At 67.1% G+C, this 19,808-nt stretch carries 19 protein-coding genes and 4 pseudogenes; all 23 read right to left on the bottom strand.

Annotation, left to right across the window (positions count from 1 at the left end; all coding sequences use genetic code 11):
- Window positions 1-67: 67 nt before the first annotated feature.
- The 23 genes and pseudogenes from H0I39_RS16585 to plsX all read right to left on the bottom strand — a co-directional run bounded on the left by H0I39_RS16585 (window position 68) and on the right by plsX (window position 19,676).
- Window positions 68-469 (bottom strand): hypothetical protein, encoded by a 402-nt coding sequence (locus tag H0I39_RS16585; protein WP_180551221.1) that lies wholly within the window; start codon window positions 467-469, stop codon window positions 68-70.
- 50 nt (window positions 470-519) lie between these two features.
- Window positions 520-1,560 (bottom strand): beta-N-acetylhexosaminidase, encoded by a 1,041-nt coding sequence (gene nagZ, locus H0I39_RS16580; protein WP_180551851.1) that lies wholly within the window; start codon window positions 1,558-1,560, stop codon window positions 520-522.
- 182 nt (window positions 1,561-1,742) lie between these two features.
- On the bottom strand, window positions 1,743-2,141 hold the full coding sequence (gene acpS / locus H0I39_RS16575) for a holo-ACP synthase (RefSeq protein WP_180551220.1): 399 nt from the start codon (window positions 2,139-2,141) through the stop codon (window positions 1,743-1,745).
- Entirely contained in the window at window positions 2,138-2,671 is a 534-nt protein-coding gene (locus H0I39_RS16570) for a 2'-5' RNA ligase family protein (RefSeq protein WP_180551219.1), read from the bottom strand. Before H0I39_RS16570 ends, acpS begins: the two co-directional genes overlap by 4 nt.
- Window positions 2,672-3,460, bottom strand: coding sequence for a pyridoxine 5'-phosphate synthase (locus H0I39_RS16565; RefSeq protein WP_180551850.1), 789 nt, complete (start codon window positions 3,458-3,460; stop codon window positions 2,672-2,674).
- On the bottom strand, window positions 3,441-4,202 hold the full coding sequence (recO, locus tag H0I39_RS16560) for a DNA repair protein RecO (protein ID WP_180551218.1): 762 nt from the start codon (window positions 4,200-4,202) through the stop codon (window positions 3,441-3,443). Before recO ends, H0I39_RS16565 begins: the two co-directional genes overlap by 20 nt.
- Before the next feature lie 157 nt (window positions 4,203-4,359).
- Entirely contained in the window at window positions 4,360-5,355 is a 996-nt protein-coding gene (gene era / locus H0I39_RS16555; RefSeq protein WP_180551217.1) for a GTPase Era, read from the bottom strand.
- Window positions 5,352-6,041 (bottom strand): ribonuclease III, encoded by a 690-nt coding sequence (gene rnc, locus H0I39_RS16550; RefSeq protein ID WP_180551216.1) that lies wholly within the window; start codon window positions 6,039-6,041, stop codon window positions 5,352-5,354. The genes era and rnc overlap by 4 nt, the downstream gene beginning before the upstream one ends.
- A gap of 25 nt (window positions 6,042-6,066) precedes the next feature.
- Window positions 6,067-6,432 carry a DUF4845 domain-containing protein gene (locus tag H0I39_RS16545; RefSeq protein WP_373368311.1) on the bottom strand — a complete coding sequence of 122 codons (366 nt, stop codon included), beginning with the start codon at window positions 6,430-6,432 and terminating at the stop codon, window positions 6,067-6,069.
- Between the two features lie 28 nt (window positions 6,433-6,460).
- A complete protein-coding gene (lepB, locus tag H0I39_RS16540) occupies window positions 6,461-7,330 on the bottom strand; it encodes a signal peptidase I (RefSeq protein ID WP_257646216.1) in 870 nt (289 codons plus the stop codon).
- Between the two features lie 98 nt (window positions 7,331-7,428).
- Window positions 7,429-9,234: pseudogene (lepA, locus tag H0I39_RS16535) on the bottom strand (translation elongation factor 4).
- Window positions 9,235-9,699: 465 nt separating this feature from the next.
- A pseudogene (locus H0I39_RS16530) lies at window positions 9,700-11,114 on the bottom strand (DegQ family serine endoprotease).
- A gap of 157 nt (window positions 11,115-11,271) precedes the next feature.
- Window positions 11,272-12,354 (bottom strand): MucB/RseB C-terminal domain-containing protein, encoded by a 1,083-nt coding sequence (locus H0I39_RS16525; RefSeq protein WP_180551849.1) that lies wholly within the window; start codon window positions 12,352-12,354, stop codon window positions 11,272-11,274.
- Window positions 12,355-12,368: 14 nt separating this feature from the next.
- On the bottom strand, window positions 12,369-12,659 hold the full coding sequence (locus H0I39_RS23460) for a hypothetical protein (protein ID WP_307776831.1): 291 nt from the start codon (window positions 12,657-12,659) through the stop codon (window positions 12,369-12,371).
- Window positions 12,635-12,919, bottom strand: a complete 285-nt coding sequence (locus H0I39_RS23455) for an RseA family anti-sigma factor (protein WP_307776830.1) — start codon at window positions 12,917-12,919, stop codon at window positions 12,635-12,637. Before H0I39_RS23455 ends, H0I39_RS23460 begins: the two co-directional genes overlap by 25 nt.
- Window positions 12,920-13,050: 131 nt before the next feature.
- Entirely contained in the window at window positions 13,051-13,689 is a 639-nt protein-coding gene (rpoE, locus tag H0I39_RS16515) for an RNA polymerase sigma factor RpoE (protein ID WP_180551848.1), read from the bottom strand.
- 80 nt (window positions 13,690-13,769) lie between these two features.
- Window positions 13,770-14,186 (bottom strand): hypothetical protein, encoded by a 417-nt coding sequence (locus H0I39_RS16510; RefSeq protein ID WP_180551213.1) that lies wholly within the window; start codon window positions 14,184-14,186, stop codon window positions 13,770-13,772.
- Window positions 14,187-14,262: 76 nt separating this feature from the next.
- Window positions 14,263-15,506: pseudogene (gene fabF / locus H0I39_RS16505) on the bottom strand (beta-ketoacyl-ACP synthase II).
- 7 nt (window positions 15,507-15,513) lie between these two features.
- A complete protein-coding gene (acpP, locus tag H0I39_RS16500) occupies window positions 15,514-15,750 on the bottom strand; it encodes an acyl carrier protein (RefSeq protein ID WP_106703654.1) in 237 nt (78 codons plus the stop codon).
- Between the two features lie 91 nt (window positions 15,751-15,841).
- Window positions 15,842-16,589, bottom strand: a pseudogene (gene fabG, locus H0I39_RS16495) (3-oxoacyl-ACP reductase FabG).
- On the bottom strand, window positions 16,582-17,562 hold the full coding sequence (fabD, locus tag H0I39_RS16490) for an ACP S-malonyltransferase (RefSeq protein ID WP_180551212.1): 981 nt from the start codon (window positions 17,560-17,562) through the stop codon (window positions 16,582-16,584). Before fabD ends, fabG begins: the two are co-directional and overlap by 8 nt.
- Window positions 17,563-17,624: 62 nt before the next feature.
- Window positions 17,625-18,605 (bottom strand): beta-ketoacyl-ACP synthase III, encoded by a 981-nt coding sequence (locus tag H0I39_RS16485; RefSeq protein ID WP_180551211.1) that lies wholly within the window; start codon window positions 18,603-18,605, stop codon window positions 17,625-17,627.
- A 30-nt stretch (window positions 18,606-18,635) separates the two neighbouring features.
- Window positions 18,636-19,676, bottom strand: coding sequence for a phosphate acyltransferase PlsX (gene plsX, locus H0I39_RS16480; protein ID WP_180551210.1), 1,041 nt, complete (start codon window positions 19,674-19,676; stop codon window positions 18,636-18,638).
- Window positions 19,677-19,808 lie beyond the last annotated feature (132 nt).

Raw genomic sequence — 19,808 nt, 5'->3', positions numbered from 1 at the left:
AGAATTCAAGCGAAAAGTGGCTGAAGCGCCCGTCCCACAAGCGCTGGCAGCTATCAATAAAGAAGCATCAAGGTTGCTGCCGCGGTGCCGGCGCCTTGGGTGCGGCCGGCACCTCGCGCCAGTGCACGTCCTGCACGCGCGTGGGCACCGATGCACCCGTCACATCGGCCGCGTCGGCGCGCGGCGTGGCGCTGCCGGGGTGCTGCTGCGGCCAGCGCTGGCGCGTCATCTCGCGGTAGCGGCGCCACAGCACGGTGACGGCGGCGGGCCGGCCGGTGAACAGGCTGCTGATCAGGCTGACGACGACCATCACCACCAGCCAGATCGCCAGGCTGGCGGCGAACACCAGGCCCAGCATGGCCAGCATGGCCCACACCAGCAGGCCGAGCACCACGCTCATCACGCGCCCCAGCCCACCGCCGGCAGCGGGCGAGGAAGAAGGCAATTGATGGAAAGACATACCGTTCATGCTCCGTCAGACCATGCGTCGGGTCGAAAGTTCAGCCGCCTCAGCCGGCCTTAAGGCAGCAGCGCGAGCGCGTGCAGATAGTCGGTCGCGCGCATCAGGGTACCCCAATCCGCCGCGGCTTGCCGGGGCAGCAGCGCGCGGCGGCGGGCGTCGCTGGCGCCGGAGGGCGCCCAAGCGCCCTTGATCTGTGCCTCGGCCAGGCCGTCGATGGCGTCGTCGAGCACGCTGCCGGCGCCCAGCGACTGGTTGCACAGCAGCGCCAGGTCGCAGCCGGCGTGCAGCGCGGCCAGCACGGCCTCGGTCGGTGTCACGGTGCGGCCCTCAATGTGGCGCGCGGCTTCCATGCTCAGGTCGTCGGTGAAAATGGCGCCACCAAAGCCCAGGCGCTGGCGCAGCACGGCCTGCAGCCAGCGGGCCGAATAGCCGGCGGGGTGTGAATCGACCTTGGGGTATACGACGTGCGCGGCCATCACCGCATCGAGCGACATGCCCAGCCAGCCATAGGGCGCGGCATCGTCGGCCAGGATGGCCTTGAGCGAGCGGCGGTCGCGCGGCAGGTCGGTGTGCGAATCGGCGGCGACGAAACCATGGCCGGGAAAGTGCTTGCCGCAATTGCCCATGCCGGCGCGCAGCAGGCCGTGCATCACGCTCTTGGCCAGCATGGCGACGACGCGCGCGTCGGCGTGGAAGGCGCGGTCGCCGATGACGCCGCTGGGACCCCAGTCGAGATCCAGCACGGGCGTGAACGAGAAATCGACGCCGCAGGCCCGCAGCTCGGCCGCCAGCACATAGCCGCAGGCGGTGGCGGCGTCCTGTGCGCGCATGGCATCGTGCATCCACAGCTCGCCCAGCGCGCGCATGGGCGGCAGGTGGGTGAAGCCATCGGTGCGAAAGCGCTGCACGCGGCCGCCTTCGTGGTCGACGCAGATCAGCAGGTCGGGCCGCAGCCGCTTGACGCTGGCGCAGAGCGCCGTGAGCTGCGCGCGGCCCTGCCAGTTGCGCCCGAACAGAATCAGCCCGCCCACCAGCGGATGCGCCAGGCGGCGGCGGTCGTCGTCGGTCAGCTCGGTGCCAGCGATGTCGATGATCAGGGGGCGTGCTGCATCATGGGTTCAGGTGGGGTGAGCTTCGACAGCCTGAACAGCCGGACGCAGAGGACGCAAAGATTTCGCAGAAAGCGCAGAAGAAAACCAATAAAAGGGTTTCCTGCATTTTTGCGTCCTCTGCGTCCGGCTGTTCAAGGCATCCAAGTATGCGGCGAATCAGCCCACCGTCAGCGCGGCAGCTTCTCCACCACGCAGAAGCTGGCCGCGTACTCGCTCTCGTCGGTCACGCTGATGTGCGCGGCCAGGCCCTGCGCCTCGAACCACTCCTTCAGCCCGCCGTGCAACACGATCATCGGCTCGCCGCTGGGGCGGTTGGCGATCTCGCACAGGCGCCAGTGCATGGGCAGGCGCATGCCCAGGCCAATGGCCTTGCTGAACGCCTCCTTGGCCGAAAAGCGCGTGGCCAGGTAGCGCAGGCCGCGCTCGGGCCAGCGTGCGCTGCGGCGGCGCCACACGGCCAGCTCGGTCTCGCTCAGGATCTTCTGCGCGAAGCGCTCGCCATGCCGCTCGAAGCTGGCACGGATGCGGCGGATGTCGCAGATGTCGGTGCCGATGCCGTGGATCATCCCGGCATCTCCAGCGGCACGCGCGCCAGCAGCTCGAAGCGCGGGACGGCCTCCTCCAGCTGGCCCAGCACCAGCGCATTGAACACGGCGCGGATGACGATGCGGCGCGCGTTCCAGTCGTCGGCAATTTCGCGCGCCGCACGCTCGCTGGCCACGGCGGCCAGGGTGATGTGCGGCACGAAAGGCCGGTCGGCCCGCCGCGCGCCGGCGAACAGGCTGCCGGGCCGGTGCAGGCTGTCGTGCCAGCGGCCCAGCGTGCTCAGGCCCTCGTCGGGCAACAGCAGCACGTGGGCTGCGCCCTGCCCCGTCCACCACGGCATGGCGCGGCGAAACACCGCATCGCACGGCCACAGCGTGGCGGCCACCTCGCGCAGTTGCGACAGCGCCGGCCCCTCGGCCACCGACTGCGCGAACACCAGGGTGACATGCGGGCCGAGCAGCGCTGCCTGCGGATCGTGCGCGCGCCGCACGGCGTCGATGGTGCGCTCGTCGGCCGCGCTGAGGTGCGGGAAGGCGGTGACGTAGAGCATCTAAGCCGCCGCGAAGGCCGCGTCGATGCAGCGCAGGTAGTCGCGCACCGTGGCGGCGTAGCCCAGCTCCAGCGCGTCGGCGATCAGCGCATGGCCGATCGACACCTCGGCCACGCCGGGCACGGCGCGCAGGAAGTCGGTGAGGTTGTCGCGGTTCAGGTCGTGCCCGGCGTTGACGCCCAGGCCATTGGTCAGCGCGGCCTGCGCGGCGCCGCCGTAGGCGATGAGTTGCTGCCGGCGTACGGCCGGATCGGCGTGCGCGGCGGCATAGGGCTCGGTGTACAGCTCGACGCGGTCGGCACCGACCTCGGCGGCCCAGGCCATCAGCGCCGGCGCCGGGTCCATGAACAGGCTGACGCGCACGCCCAGGCTGCGGCATTCGGCCACCAGGGGCTTGACGCGCGCGCGCACGGCTGCATCGTCCAGCTGCCAGCCGTGGTCGCTGGTGAACTGGTCTTCGCTGTCGGGCACGAAGGTGGCCTGGTTCGGACGCACGTCGCGGATGAAGGCCATCAGGTTCTGCGTCGGGTTGCCCTCGATGTTGTATTCGCGGCCGGGCCAGCGCTGCATCAGCGCGGCGAGTTCATGCACGTCGGCGGCACGGATGTGGCGCTCGTCGGGCCGCGGGTGCACGGTGATGCCGTGCGCGCCGGCCTGCAGGCACAGCTCGGCCGCGCGGGTGACGCTGGGAATGCCCAGGTGGCGCGTGTTGCGCACCAGGGCGACCTTGTTGACGTTGACCGACAGCTGGGTTTGGGGGTGGTGGTGTTCACGACAGGCTCTGCAGATCCATCATCAGCTGCCGCGTGCGCAGCGTGCCGACGCCGCAATGGTAGTGGAGCAGCGCGCGCAGCTGCTGGCGCAGGCGGGTGCGCGCGTCGGCCGGCAGGCCGGCCACGGCGTGCAGCGTCGCCAGGAACGGCGCCGCGTCGTCCATCGCCGCAGCCAGCGCCTGCCAATGGCTGCCCATCAACCAGCTGTCATCCTCGTCGTGTGCCGCGCGCAGGCCGCCTTCGGCCACCAGGCGGTATGACGCCTCGGCAGCCAGCGGCGCGAAGGTGAGCGTCTGCGCATCCAGCGCGGGCAGGTGGCCGGTCTCGCGCAGCAGCAGCAGTTCGAAGGCGCGCAGCGCGGCGGCCACCAGCGGCTCGGCATGCTCCGACGCCAGCACCTGCACCAGTGCGGCGTAGGCGTCGAACAGGCGCGGGTGCGCGTCCTCGCGCGCCAGCAGGCGCAGCAGCAGTTCGTTGGCGTAATAACCCGACAGCAGCGCTTCACCGGTGGGCATGACCTGGCCGCCACCCCATTCGGCGCTTTTCAGCGTGCGGATTTCGGCGTCGCCGCCCCAGCTGAGCGACAAGGGCTGCAACGGCAGCAATACCGGGCGGAAGTTGGACGAGGGCCGCTTGGCCCCCTTGGCCACCAGCGCCACGCGGCCATGCGCGCGTGTGAAGGCCTCGACGATGACGCTGGATTCGCTCCAGTCGTAATGGTGCAGCACGTAGGCGGGCTCGTGCGCGACGCGTTTCATGGGTGGGTGGGAAAGCTGGCCTCGTCGGCCAGCATTGCAAAAACATAGCTTCTTGCGCCTGATTCATAAGGATTTCAGATAGTTTTATATCTGAAACCCTTATATAGCAGGCGCAAGCAGCTATCAAAATAAAACCGTGCCGGATGGATGGCGCGGCTCATTCATAGCCGAAGCTGCGCACGCGCGCCTCGTCGTCGGCCCAGCCGCTGCGCACCTTCACCCACAGCTCGATGAACACCTTGCAGTCCATCAGCTTTTCCAGCTCCTGCCGCGCCTCGGTGCCGATGCGCTTGAGGCGCTCGCCCTTCTCGCCGATCACCATGGCCTTGTGGCCGTCGCGCTCGACCACGATGGTGGCGGCAATGCGCACCATGCGGCCGTGCGCCCTGCTCTTTTCTTCCTTGAACTGGTCGATCACCACGGTGGAGGTGTAAGGCAGCTCGTCGCCCGTCAGGCGGAACAGCTTCTCGCGCACCACCTCGCTGGCCAGGAACTTCTCGCTGCGGTCGGTCAGCTCGTCATCGCTGTACCACCAAGGTTGCTCGGGCAGGTAGCGCTCGCAAATCTGCAGCAGCCTGCGCACGTCCTTCGGCTGCTTGGCCGACATGGGCACGAATTCGGCGAACGGGTGGCGCTCCTGCATGTCGCGCAGCCAGGGCGCCACCTCGGCGCGGCGGTGCACGGTGTCGAGCTTGTTGGCCACCAGGATGGCGGGCGTGCCCGCCCTGAGCAGCGACAGCACCTTGGCATCGCCCAGCGTGAAGCTGCCGGCCTCGACCACGAACAGGATCAGGTCGACACCGTCGATGGCGCCCAGCACCGTCTTGTTGAGCGACTTGTTCAGCGCCGCCGAGTGCTTGGTCTGGAAGCCCGGCGTGTCGACGAACACGAACTGCGTGCCGCCACCCTGCTCGTTGGTCAGCGTGCGGATGCCGGTGATGCGGTGGCGCGTGGTCTGCGCCTTGCGACTGGTGATGCTGATCTTCTGGCCCACCAGCGCATTCAGCAGCGTGGATTTGCCGACGTTGGGTTTGCCGACGATGGCGATCAGGCCGCAGCGCTGCACCGGCTCGGCGCTCAGGGGTTCAGCATCATTTCGGCCGTCAGGCGGCGCCGGATCAGCGCCGGCAGCTCTGTTTTCAGGAGTATTCATGTGGCGTTCGATTCCAGCATCTGCAGCATGGTGGCGGCCGCCGCCTGCTCGGCGGCACGGCGCGAAACGCCCTGGCCCAGCGCTTCCAGATCGAGCTGCGGCACCCGGCACGCCACCTCGAACGTCTGGCGGTGCGCGGCCCCCAGGATCTGCGTCACCTCGTACTGCGGCAGCGCCATCTTGCGCCCCTGCAGCCATTCCTGCAAGGCGGTCTTGGCGTCCTTGGCGGCGGCGGACATGGCGGGAGAAATCTCGACCCGCTCGAACAGCCGGCGCACCAGCGCATCGGCTGCAGCCGGGCCGCCATCGAGGTACACGGCGCCGATGATGGCCTCCAGCGCATCGGCCAGGATGGAGGGGCGGCGCTGGCCGCCCGAGCGCATCTCGCCCTCACCCAGGCGCAGCAGCGGCGACAGATCCAGTTCCAGCGCCAGACGGTGCAGGCTGTCCTGCCGCACCAGGTGCGCACGCAGGCGCGACAGATCGCCTTCGGCCCCGCTGCCCAGCGCCTCATACAGCATGTGCGCCACGGCCAAACCCAGCACCGAATCGCCCAGGAATTCCAGGCGCTCGTTGTGGTCGGCCGAATAGCTGCGGTGCGTCAGCGCCTGCTGCAACAGGGCCGGCGTCTTGAACGGGTACTGCAGCCGCGCCTGCAAGGCCTGCAGGCTGGCGAGCGCACTCACGGGGCGCGCCGAGCGGGGGCGAGACTCAGTTATAGCCACTCGCCGACGAGCCGCGGTACTTGAGCAGCAGATAGGCTGGGCCAGCGAGCGGAATTTCCTTGTCGTAAGCGAACTCGACCACCACCTTGTCACCCTGCTTGGTGATTTCCAGGTCCTTGCCGGAAATGGAGCTGATGTAGTCCACGGCGGCCGTGCGGTCGAAGGCGGCGCGCACCGCGGGCACGGTGTCGCCGTCGGCAGCGGCCTTCTTCACGGCCTTCTGGATCGCCATGAACTCGGTCGCCGTGGGCAGCACGCGCGCGCCCACGATGGCCAGCAACGCCAGCACAATGCCCAGGATCAGCAGGCCGATGAAGGAAATGCCGCGCTGCGACGACAGACGTTGGTGCATCATTTTGTCCACTCGATGGTGAAGAGAATCAGTTGAAAGCGCCGATGCGCTTGAGATCGCCGAAGTTCATCCAGACGAAGAAGGCCTTGCCGACGATGTTGCCGTCGGGCACGAAGCCCCAGAAGCGCGAATCCAGCGAATTGTCGCGGTTGTCGCCCATCACGAAGTAATGGCCTTCCGGCACCTTGCAGCTCACGCCTTCGACGCTGTAGCGGCAATTGTCCTTGTATTGAAAGTCGAACGCGCCGGCGACGAAGCCGGGTCGGCGGTCGTCGACGATGATCCGGTGATTTTTCACGCCCAGTTGCTCGTCGAACTGCTTGTAGTACTCCATCGTCGATTCGTCGAAGAAGTCCGAGGCCACCGCGCGCGGCATGGGCTGGCCGTTCACCGTCAGCTGCTTGTTCAGGTACGACACCTCGTCGCCCGGTACGCCGACCACGCGCTTGATGTAGTCCACGCTGGGCTGCGGCGGGTAGCGGAACACCACCACGTCGCCGCGCTGCACGGGCTTGCCCTCGGTCAGGCGGGTGTGGATCACCGGCAGCTTGAGCCCGTAGGTGAACTTGTTCACCAGGATCAGGTCACCCACCAGCAGGGTGGGGATCATCGAACCCGAAGGAATCTTGAACGGCTCGAACACGAACGAGCGCAGCATGAAGACGATCAGGATCACCGGGAACAGCCCGGCGGTCCAGTCCAGCCACCAGGGCTGTGCCAGCACGCGCTCGCGCGCCGTGGCCAGGTCGCCCTGATCAACCTGCGTGATGCCCTGCGCGGCCAGATCGGCGCGGCGCTGGTCGGCCTGCTGCTGCAGCGCATCGGCCGCGGCGCGGCGGCGCGGCAGGAAGATGAAACGCTCGGCCAGCCAGTACAGCCCCGTCACCACGGTTGCCATGAACAGCAGCAGCGCGAAGTTGCCCTCGATGGCGCCCAGGTACCAGGCCGTGCCGTAGCCGACGAACGCGGCCAGGATGATCGCGGTCAGGATCGGCATCAGTCCTCCACCTGCAAGATCGCGAGGAAGGCCTCCTGCGGCACCTCGACCGAACCAATCTGCTTCATCCGCTTCTTGCCTGCCTTCTGCTTTTCCAATAGTTTGCGCTTGCGGGTGATATCCCCCGTAGCATTTTGCCAGCACGTTCTTGCGCAACGCCTTGATGTTCTCGCGCGCGATGATGTTGGCGCCAATGGCCGCCTGGATCGCCACGTCGAACTGCTGACGGCTGATGATCTCGCGCATCTTGGCCGCCACCGCACGGCCACGGTACTGGCTCTGGCTGCGGTGCACGATGATGGACAGCGCATCGACCTTCTCGCCGTTGAGCAGGATGTCGACCTTGACCACGTCCGACGGGCGGTATTCCTTGAACTCGTAGTCCATGCTGGCGTAACCGCGGCTGACGGATTTGAGCTTGTCGAAGAAGTCCAGCACGATCTCGCCCAGCGGCAGGTCGTAGGTCAGCATCACCTGCCGGCCGTGGTAGGCCATGTTGAGCTGCACGCCGCGCTTCTGGTTGGCCAGCGTCATCACCGGGCCCACGTAGTCCTGCGGCATGTACAGGTGCACGGTGACGATGGGCTCGCGAATCTCGTGGATCTTGCCCTGGTCGGGCATCTTCGAAGGGTTCTCGACCATGATGACCTCGCCGTCGGCCTTCTCCACTTCGTACACCACGCTGGGCGCGGTGGTGATCAGGTCCATGTCGAACTCGCGCTCCAGGCGTTCCTGCACGATCTCCATGTGCAGCAGGCCGAGAAAGCCACAGCGGAAGCCAAAACCCAGCGCCTGCGACACCTCGGGTTCGAAGTGCAGGCTGGCGTCGTTGAGCTGCAGCTTCTCCAGCGAGTCGCGCAGTGCGTCGTACTGGTTGGCCTCGGTCGGGTACAGCCCGGCGAACACCTGCGGCTGGATCTCCTTGAAGCCGGGCAGCGCCTTGTCGGCCGGCCCCAGGTTGTTGGGCAGCTTCTTTTCCAGCGTGATGGTGTCGCCCACCTTGGCGGCTTTCAACTCCTTGATGCCGGCAATGATGTAGCCCACCTCGCCCGCCTCCAGCGACTCGCGCGGCACCTGGCCGGGCGTGAACACGCCCACGTTGTTGGCCTCGTAGGCGGCGCCGGTGGCCATCATCTTGAAGCGCTCGCCCTTCAGCAGGCGCCCGTCGACCACGCGCACCAGCATCACCACGCCCACATAGGCGTCAAACCAGCTGTCGATGATCATGGCGCGCAGCGGCGCATCGGGCTGACCGCGCGGCGGCGGCACCTTGGCGACGATCTGTTCGAGCACCTCGTCGATGCCCATGCCGGTCTTGGCCGAGATGGCGATGGCTTCGCTGGCGTCGATGCCGATCACGTCCTCGATCTCGGACTTGGCGTTGTCGGGATCGGCCTGCGGCAGATCCATCTTGTTCAGCACCGGCAGCACCTCCACACCCAGGTCGAGCGCGGTGTAGCAGTTGGCCACCGTCTGCGCCTCGACGCCTTGCGAGGCGTCGACGACGAGCAGCGCGCCTTCGCAGGCCGAGAGCGAACGCGAGACTTCATACGAGAAGTCCACGTGGCCCGGCGTGTCGATCAGGTTGAGGTTGTAGACCTTGCCATCGCGCGCCTTGTATTGCAGTGCGGCGGTCTGCGCCTTGATGGTTATCCCCGCTCCTTCTCGATGTCCATCGAGTCGAGCACCTGCTCGCTCATCTCGCGATCAGTGAGGCCGCCGCAACGCGAGATGAGTCGATCGGCCAGCGTGGACTTGCCATGATCGATGTGCGCAATGATTGAAAAATTTCTGATGTGGTCCATCAACGAATGCAGGCAAGTATTTGAATTACCGAGGCGCGCACATGAAAAAGGGCGCGCCAGTGATGTGACGCGCCCTCAACCAACAATCTATGGCAACTGCGATAGTTGGGACTTCATTGTAGGCAAAAAGCGCGTCACCATGAGCCCTTCTTCGTGGCCGCGCCACCGTTGCGGTGTAGCAACGCATCTTTATCAACAACTTATCAACAGTTTCCGAAGAACAATTTCTGGACAACCGGGATGTCCCGGGAACGGCACAGGAATGGCGAGAGGGCTTGTCACATCGTGGTGGCAAAAACCCATTCATATGCGCGAAGCAGCCAGTCAGCGGCTCGAATTCTATCCAAATTCATATGTAGGCCCCGCGCATGACCAGCCTGTACACAGCTTGTCCGCTGCCACTGATCGGGCACCAGCGTCGTAAAAACCCCAAGTCCGAGTTTGGAGCGGGGTTTTAAGGGGTCATCAACGGTTGGGGCGTACCAGGACAAACTGCACCAGATCGCCGCGCTGGATCAGCATGTTCACCGGTCGATTGCGATCAGCCTTGCCCACTGCGGACTCGAACTCGCGCACGTTGTTGATCTCGACGTTGCCGACGGACAGGATCACATCGCCCTCGCGCAGGCCGGCGCGCGCACCAGCATCCGCCGCGGCTTCCACGCGCACGCCACGCTTGACCTTCAGTTCGCGTTTTTGCGCCTCGGTCAGATCCACCACCGTCAGGCCCAGGGCCTGCACCGTGCCGGCGGCCTTGGGCGCTTCGCTGCTGCGCGCAGCCGGCCGGCGGGCGGTCTGCTCGGGCTCCAGCTCGGCGATGGTGATGTTCAGGTCGCGGTTCTGGCCACGGCGGAACACCGTGATGGCGCTGCGCGTGCCCGGCTTCGTGTTGCCCACCTGACGCGGCAGGTCGGACGCCTTCTCGATGGCACGACCCTCGAAGCGGGTGATGATGTCACCCGCCTCAACGCCGGCCTTCTCGGCAGGAGAGCCCGCTTCCACACTGCGCACCAGCGCACCTTGCGGCTTGCCCAGACCGATGGATTCGGCCACCTCGCGCGTCACCTCGGCAATCTGCACGCCGATGCGCCCGCGCGTCACGCGACCGCTGGCGCGCAACTGTTCGCTGACGCGCATGGCCTCATCGATCGGAATGGCAAAGGAAATGCCCATGAAGCCGCCCGAGCGCGAATAGATCTGGCTGTTGATGCCCACCACCTCACCGCGCATATTGATCAGCGGACCCCCGAATTGCCGGGGTTGACGGCCACGTCGGTCTGTATGAAGGGCAGGTAGTCACCCGTGTCGCGCTGCTTGGCGCTGACGATGCCGGCCGTGACGGTGTTCTCCAGCCCGAACGGCGAGCCGATGGCCATCACCCATTCACCCACGCGCAGGCGGTTCACGTCGCCGATGCGCACCGACGGCAGGCCCGTGGCCTCGATCTTGACCACCGCCACGTCGGTGCGCTTGTCGGCGCCGACGAGCTTGGCCTTGAATTCGCGCTTGTCGGGCAAGGTCACCAGCACTTCGTCGGCCCCGTCGACCACGTGGGCGTTGGTCATGACGTAGCCGTCCGGCGAGATGATGAAGCCCGAGCCGACGCCGCGCGGCACCTCGCGCTCCGGCTGTTCCTGCGGCGCCTGGCGCGGGCCCTGGCGTGGCACGTTGGGCAGTGGAATGCCGAAGAAGCGCCGGAAGAATTCCTGCATCTCCTCGTCCACCTGCCCGCCTCGCCCGGCGCCGGCACGCACGCGCTCGACGGTGCGGATGTTGACCACGGCCGGACCCACCTGTTCGACCAGATCGGTGAAGTCGGGCAGACCGCGCACCGAAGGCGCCACAGGCACCGGCGCCTGCGCCACCGAAATCGCCGGCATCGCCAGCGCTACCGCCGTCAGCAAGGGGCTGCCATGGCGGCCACGCTCAATTTCTTCGTCATCAGCATCGGTCTTCAGCTTTCTTTTCTGGCTTGTTCATCCCAGGCCAAGCCGCTACCGGGCCCGGCCAACAACACGAAGGGGGCAGCGCACCTGTTCAGGGCCGGCGCTCGAGACCCTGGACAAACGCTTGCAGCGTGGCGGCGGGCACTTCGCCCACCGCGCTGACCCACCACGGCCCTGCGCCATCCGGCCAACGCCGTACCAGCGCGTGGGTCGCGCCCATCGCAGAGGCCCCTTCGCGATCATGCCGCTGCGGATCGAACGGCTCCATGAACAGGGACACCGTGGCCAGCCCATCCGTGAAGATCCATTGCACGACCGAGGTCGACTTCGACAGCGGACGGCGATAACAGTTCCGTGACTGGAAACCCGGCACAGGCGCCTTGAGGCGCCAGCCTTCGGCCTCCGCCGTGGTCTGCACGCGTTCCGACTTGACGACCCGATAACCCTCGGTGTCGGACATCATCTGGCGCAGCTTGTCGGCCTGCACGGGCGCGTTCAACTGCAGTTCGGAAAAGGCCGCCTGTTCCAGCACACGTCCGCGGCTGTCCAGCGTCTGCGTCTTCACCACCATGCCGGTGCGCATTTCGCTCCAGATGCGGTAGCCGAAGCGCCAGGCATCGCGCGGCGTGAGCACCACGATGTCGGCGTCGAAGCCGGCCACACGGCCGTGACCCACCTCGCGGGCAGCATAGAAATCAGCGGTCGGAAAATCGTGCCCCACGCTGAGCAGGTTCGGGAACACCCCGCCCGCCTCGCGTTGATCGAGCTTGGCAACGCGCGCTTCGGGCAGGAAGGTGACCACCGATTCGTTGCGACGGAAAGTCGAGCGCGGCACGCCGGTCAAGGCTTCCACACGCTCCATCTGCACATCGCCCTCGCACACATGCCAGATGCGCGAACTGGACATGGCACCGGAAGCCGAGGAAACCACGAAGGTGCCCATGTAGGACGGCAGTTGCGCCGCCTGCTGCAGGCGCACCAGCCATTCCGCCACGCTGCGCTGCGGCGGCCCGACAGGGCGATCAGGTGCACTGCCACCGACTTGCGCCACACCTTGCGCACCGGCCAGTGTGAACAGACCACCCGCACACCATGCCAAGGCAGCCTGCTGCAAGCGCCGAGCCCACGATCGATGCTGGCCGCTCAACCCGCGGCCGCATGACCCCGCCCCCATCCGAACCGTCGCGCTCAACGCCCTGAACCCTCGAACGTGGCGTTGCGCAGGAAACCCGCCGCATTGCCCAGCGCCGTCGCGCCGGAGGTCTGTCGGTGCGCGGCCAGCAACTCGTCCAGCCGCGCATCGCGCAGCATCACGGCGCCGGCATCCGCCTCTGCCGGATTCGATGCCACGGTCACCGGCACCGGGGCCGCCAGCGTGGCGATCTGCGTCGGCGCGGGCGCACCACCTTGCGACAGCTGGACGCCAACACCGGCTTGCGGACCGATGCCACCCATCACACCCCAGCCGATGGCGGCCACGGCCGCAAAGACGCCAGGCCAGCCACCATCTTCCAGCGGAACACGCCGTCATTGGCAGCTGGTTGTGCCACATCGCGCACCTGGATGGGGCTGGGCGCCGGCACCCTCGCCACAGGCGCCGCCTCCTGCTGCAGGCGCGCGCTCAGGCGGGCCACAAAGGCGCTGTCACGGCCACAGGCGGCCAGATCGGTGGAGCGCAGCACATCGCCCACCAGATGGTAGACCTGCCAACATTCGCGCGCCTCGTCGGACGCCATCATCTGCAGCGCCGCCGATGCGTCGGCCCCCGCAGCTGTCCGTCCATCAGGGCCGACACCGTTTCGCGATCCAGTTGACTGTCGAGTTGAGTCTTCATGATTGAGCACCGTTACCGATTCGTCCCACCCACCGTTTACCAACGCTTGCCTGTCTGGTGGCTCAGCAAGGGCTTGACCCTGGCTGAAATCGCCTCGCGCGCCCGGAAGATCCGGGACCGCACCGTGCCGATCGGGCAATTCATCGCTTCCGCAATCTCTTCATAACTCAGCCCTTCGATCTCGCGCAGCGTCACGGCGGTGCGCAGATCCTCGGGCAGGGCCTCCATCGCCGCGTTGACCGCCGCTGCGATTTCGCGTGCGGCCAGTTCAGATTCAGGCGTAGATTCCGAGGTTAGTTCGTTTTCCCGGCGGGAAGTTTCATCGTCGTCGTCGGCCGAATGCAGGGCCGTCTCGGTCACCACCGGATTGCGCTTGAGTTCCATCAGCGACTTCTTGGCCGTGTTGACGGCGATGCGGTAGAGCCAGGTGTAGAACTGGGCGTCGCCGCGAAACTGGTGCAGCGCCCGCCAGGCGCGGATGAAGGTTTCCTGGGCGATGTCGGGCACCAGGTCGACGTCGCGCACCATGCGGCCGATCAGCCGCTCGATGCGGCGCTGGTACTTGATGACCAGCAGTTCATACGCCCGGTGGTCGCCCGCAGCGGCACGCTCCACCAGCAGTGCATCGCTGTCGGAGGGGCTGGAGGAGCGGCGGCGGGTTCGGTCACGCGGAATCGGGCTTCAAAAACAACGACGCGCCCGACATCAGGCGCGTTCGGCATCGGCTCGGGGCACTGCGCCCTCCGTCGCCGAAGTCATGGGTGAATATAGCGCACAGCGCAACAGGTGCCAGCGCTGCGGGTCGACCGAGGCCTGGGCCCACAACCACCTCCCCGTGAACTGCCGACGGGACGGAACCACAGCAGCATCCAGCGCTGGGCGTCCAGCCGGACCTGGACCTGAGCGCCCTCCTGCTCGCCATGCGAGTCGATGACCCACCAGCGCTCGCCATCCCAGCGCAGCCGGCGCGGCACCTGACCACGCCAGAAATGCCAGCAACCCAGCATGGCGGCAGTCGAAAAACCAATAAAAAGATAGCTGCTTGCGCTGTGTGGGCGCCGGCTGGAGGCCAAAAATACTGAAACCAGCATCAGCAGTCCACCCGCCGAGAGTGCCGTCAGCCAGACCGCGAGCGCGCGCGTGCGGCCCACGGCATAGACCACCGCGGGCACGCCCCTCAAGATTCAGTGCTTTCTCGGGTCGGGCGCGGCGGCACGACGCCGCCGTCCGCTGCCGCCAGCAGCGTCATCAGACCCGCTTGAGAACCAGCGAACCGTTGGTGCCGCCAAAACCGAAGTTGTTCTTCAGCGCCACGTCCATCTTCACGTCGCGTGCGGTGTTGGCGCAGTAGTCGAGGTCGCACTCGGGGTCCTGCTCGAAGATGTTGATGGTGGGCGGCACCTTCTGCTCGTGCAGCGCGAGGATGGTGAACACGCTTTCGATGCCGCCGGCGCCCCCAGCAGGTGACCGGTCATCGACTTGGTGGAGCTGACCACGGTGGACTTGGCGTGATCGCCCAGCGCCGCCTTGATGGCATTGGACTCGTTCACGTCGCCCAGCGGCGTGGAGGTGCCGTGCGCGTTGACGTAGCCGATCTGCTCGGCGTTGATGCCCGCGTTGCGCAGCGCGGCCACCATGGCGCGGCGCGGGCCGTCCATGTTGGGTGCCGTCATGTGCCCAGCGTCGGCGCTCATGCCGAAGCCGGCCAGCTCGGCATAGATCTTCGCGCCGCGGGCCTTGGCGTGCTCGTACTCCTCGAGCACGACGATGCCGGCGCCCTCGCCCAGCACGAAGCCGTCGCGGTCCTTGTCCCAGGGGCGCGAGGCCGTCTTGGGGTCGTCGTTGCGGGTCGACAGCGCGCGCATGGCGGCAAAGCCGCCGATGCCCAGCGGCGACACCGTGGATTCGGCGCCACCGGCCACCACCACGTCGGCATCACCGTATTCGATCAGGCGCGCGCCGTCGCCGATGCAATGCAGGCCCGTGGTGCAGGCCGTGGCGATGGCAAGGTTCGGCCCCTTGAAGCCGAATTTCATCGACACATGCCCCGCCACCATGTTGACGATGGAGGCCGGCACGAAGAATGGCGAAATGCGCCGCGCGCCACGCGCGGTGAATTCGCCGTGCGTCTCCTCGATCATCGGCAGGCCGCCGATGCCGGAACCGATCACGCAGCCAATGCGCGTGGCTTCCTCTTCACCCAGCGCCTCGCCCGTGGGCAGGCCGGCGTCGCGCACCGCCTCGGCGGCGGCCACGATGCCGTAATGGATGAAGGTGTCCATGGTGCGCGCCTCCTTCGCCGAGATGTGCGGCGAGATGTCCAGCCCCTTCACCTCGCCGGCGATGCGGCTGGCGAACTGGCTGGCGTCGAAGCGCGTAATGAGGTCGATGCCCGAGCGGCCGGCCAGCAGGCTGGCCCAGCTTTCCGCCACCGTGTTGCCCACGGGGCTGACGCAACCCAGGCCGGTAACTACGACGCGGCGTCGGGACATCGGTGGATCAGGCTTTCTTGCTGTTGGCGTAGTCGATGGCGGCCTGCACCGTGGTGATCTTCTCGGCGTCCTCGTCCGGGATCTCGATACCGAACTCGTCTTCCAGTGCCATCACCAGTTCCACGGTGTCGAGCGAGTCCGCGCCCAGGTCGGCCACGAAGGCCTTTTCGTTGGTGACTTGAGACTCTTCCACGCCGAGTTGCTCGGCGATGATTTTCTTGACACGTGCTTCGATATCGCTCATGGGTTCCCTCTGAGGGTGATGAAAAAAGGATTTTACCCGCGCTTACAGCCGATATTCGGCGTGCAGGCGCGCTCGAAATGGTGTAGGGCCGTCAGGCCATGAACATGCCGCCGTTGACGTGCAGTTCCTGCCCCGTCACGTAGCCCGCCTCGGGGCTGGCGAGGTAGGCCACGGCAGCGGCGATGTCGGCCGGTGCGCCCAGGCGGCCCAGCGGAATCTGGCCGGCCAGCGCCTTCTGCTGCTCCTCGCCCAGCGCCGCCGTCATGTCGGTGGCGATGAAGCCCGGGGCCACGCAGTTGACGGTGACGCCGCGGCTGCCCAGCTCGCGCGCCAGCGCGCGTCATGCCCGCCACACCGGCCTTGGCGGCGGCGTAGTTGGCCTGGCCGGGGTTGCCCGAGGCGCCGACCACGCTGGTGATGCTGACGATGCGGCCATAGCGCTGCTTCATCATCGGCCGCATCACGGCGCGGCTCATGCGGAACACCGCCTTCAGGTTGGTGTCGAGCACGGCGTCCCAGTCCTCGTCCTTCATGCGCATGGCGAGCTGGTCGCGCGTGATGCCGGCGTTGTTGACCAGCACGTGCAGCGCGCCATGTTCCTTGACGATGGCGTCGATCAGGCCTTCGGCCGCCGCGGCGTCGTTGACGTCGAGCGCGGCGCCGCGGCAGTCCGGGTGCGCAGCCAGGGCAGCGCTGATCCTGCCGGCACCCTCTTCCGTGGTCGCCGTGCCGATCACCTTCATGCCGCGCGCGGCCAGCGCCTGCGCGATCGCGGCACCGATGCCGCGCGAGGCGCCGGTGACCAGGGCCACCTGGCCCGCCATGACGGTTTCAGACATTCGATTTCCCTCCAGCTCGTTGTTCAGGCCACCTGCGCCTTGACCTCGGCCAGGAGGTCGGGTCGTACATTGCCAGCCCCGTCAGGTCGGCGTCGATGCGCTTGGTCATGCCGGCCAGCACCTTGCCGGGGCCGCATTCGACCACGGTGTGCAGGCCCATGGCCTTGATCTTGTGGATGCACTCGACCCAGCGCACCGGCCCGAAAGCCTGGCGGTACAGCGCGTCGCGGATGCGGTCGTGGTCGTCCTCGATGGCGACGTCGATGTTGTTGACCACCGGAATTTTGGGATCAGCGAAGTCCACCGCTTCCAGCGCGCCCTTCAGGCGCTCGGCCGCGGGCTTCATCAGGCTGCTGTGGAACGGCGCCGACACCGGCAGCGGCAGCGCGCGCTTGGCACCCATGCCCTTGAGCACTTCGCAGGCCTTGTCGACCGCGGCCTTGGTGCCGGCGATCACGGTCTGCACCGGGTCGTTGAAGTTGACGGCCTCCACGACTTCAGTGCCATTTTGGCCCATGGCGCCCGTCACTTCTGCGCAACCAGCTATTACTTTTGAAGCATCCAGACCCAGAATCGCGGCCATGGCGCCGGTGCCCACGGGCACCGCCTCCTGCATGGCCTGGGCGCGCAGGCGCACCAGCGGCACGGCCTCGGCCAACGGCAGCGCCTCGGCCGCGACCAGCGCGGAATATTCGCCCAGCGAATGCCCCGCCACCGCGGCCGGCAGCGCCCCGCCTTCGGCCCGCCAGGCGCGCCAACAGGCCACGCCGGCCACCAGCATCACCGGCTGGGTGTTGGTGGTCAGCGCCAGGTCTTCCTTGGGGCCGCCGGCGATCAGCGCGCCGATATCCTCATTGAGCGCGTCGGAGGCTTCGGCGATCGTCTCGCGCACCGCCGGGTGGTCGCCCCAGGCGTCCAGCATGCCCACGGACTGCGAGCCCTGGCCGGGAAATACGAAGGCGATGGGTTTCATGGCTCTCGAACTCAAATATGAACAAAAAGTGGCTTCAGCGCTTATGCAGCAAGCGCTGGCAGCTATAAATCAAGAAGCACCGCACCCCAGGTGAAGCCGCCGCCCACGCCTTCCAGCAGCAGCGTCTGCCCCGGCTTGACCTGGCCCGTGCGCACGCCATGGTCCAGCGCCAGCGGAATCGACGCGGCCGAGGTGTTGCCGTGGTCGTGCACCGTCACCACCACCTTCTCAAGCGGCAGGTGCAGCTTCTTGGCCGTGCCCTGCATGATGCGGATGTTGGCCTGGTGCGGGATCAGCCAGTCGATGTCGGCTTCGGTCTTGCCGGCCTTCTGGAGCACGGCGCGCGCCGCTTTGTCGAGCACGTTGACCGCCAGCTTGAACACCGCCTGGCCGTCCATCTTGAGCAGCGGATCGCCCAGCACCTGCCCGCCCGACACATGGCCCGGCACGCACAGGATGCCGACGTGCTTGCCGTCGGCGTGCAGGTCGGTAGCCAGGATGCCGGGCGTGTCGCTGGCCTCCAGCACCACGGCGCCGGCGCCGTCGCCGAACAGCACGCAGGTGGTGCGGTCGTTGAAATCGAGGATGCGGCTGAACACCTCGGCGCCGATCACCAGCGCCTTGTGCGCCGTGCCGTTGGCGATCAGCGCGTCGGCCACCGTCAGCGCGTAGACGAAGCCGCTGCACACCGCCTGCACGTCGAACACCGGGCAACCGGCAATGCCCAACTTGTGCTGCACGATGGCCGCGGTGGACGGAAACACCATGTCCGGCGTGGAGGTGGCAACGATGATCAGGTCGATGTCGCTGGCCTGCAGGCCGGCCGCCTGCAGCGCGGCCTGCGCCGCCGGCACCGCCAGCTCGCTGGCCGGCACATCGGGCGCGGCAAAGTGGCGCGCCTGAATGCCGGTGCGCTCGACGATCCATTCGTCAGAAGTCTCGATGCCCCGCGCGGCCAGTTCGGCCACCAAGTCGTCGTTGGTCACCCGGCGCGGCGGCAGGTAGCTGCCGGTGCCGGTGATGCGGGAATAGCGTCTTGTCATGGAATCTTCTTGTAATGCAGTGCGCCAACCTCAGGCAACGGACGGCACGGCCGGCCGGGCAGGCGCCGCCAGCAGGGGCGCGGCGTGGGCAATGCGGCTCTGCACGCGCGCCAGCAGCTGGTGGCTGGCCGCATCATACGCCCGGCACAGCGCCTGCTCGAAGGCCACGGCGTCGGCCGAGCCGTGGCTCTTGAACACCAATCCGCGCAGGCCCAGCAGCGCGGCGCCGTTGTAGCGGCGGTGGTCCATGCGCTTCTTCAGCGCGCTCAGCACCGGGTACGACACGGCGGCGGCCAGCTTGGTCAGCAGGTTGCGCGAGAACTCCTCGCGCAGGAACTGCACGATCATCATCGCCAGGCCCTCGCTGGTCTTCAGCGCCACGTTGCCGACGAAGCCGTCGCACACCACGATGTCGGCCGTGCCCTTGAAGATGTCGTTGCCCTCGACGTTGCCGATGAAGTTCAGGTCGCCCGAGGCCTTGGCGGCACGCAGCAGCTCGCCCGCGCGCTTGATCTCGTCGCTGCCCTTGATGGCTTCCTCGCCGATGTTGAGCAGCCCCACGGTCGGCTGGTCGTCGTTCTTCAGCACCGACACCAGCGCCGAGCCCATGACGGCGAACTGCAGCAGGTGCTCGGCCGTGCAGTCGACGTTGGCCCCCAGGTCGAGCACCGTGGTGGCGCTGCCCTTGGCGTTGGGCATCTGGGTGGCGATGGCCGGGCGCTCGATGCCTTCGAGCGTCTTGAGCAGGTAGCGCGCGATCGCCATCAGCGCGCCGGTGTTGCCGGCCGACACCGCCGCCTGGGCCGCGCCGTCCTTCACCTGCTGGATCGCCACGCGCATGGACGAATCTTTCTTCTTGCGCAAGGCCACTTCCACCGCATCTTCCATGGCCACCACCTCGGTCGCGGGCACCACGCGGGCGCGCTCGTGGGCAAAGCCCTGCAGGTCGTCGGGTCGGCCGACCAGCAGCAACTGGGCGTCGGGGTGGTTGTCGAGAAACTGGCGGCAAGCCGGCAAGGTGACGCTGAGGCCGTGGTCACCGCCCATGCAATCGACAGCCAGAACGATCATGCAAGCCCCGTGCGAACACCGCGCCGCGATGGGCACGGATCGAAGAAAAACAGAGAAAACCCAGCCGCCAGAAACGGCAAAGGCCCGAGGCTACGCGGTGGTAGCGCCGGGCCCGGCAAGTATAGGGTGGGG

Source organism: Ottowia beijingensis (genome assembly GCF_013423955.1).
Lineage (GTDB): Bacteria > Pseudomonadota > Gammaproteobacteria > Burkholderiales > Burkholderiaceae_C > Ottowia > Ottowia beijingensis.
The sequence above is the reverse complement of the archived record's forward strand: the minus strand, read 5'-3'. Positions and strand labels throughout refer to the sequence as shown.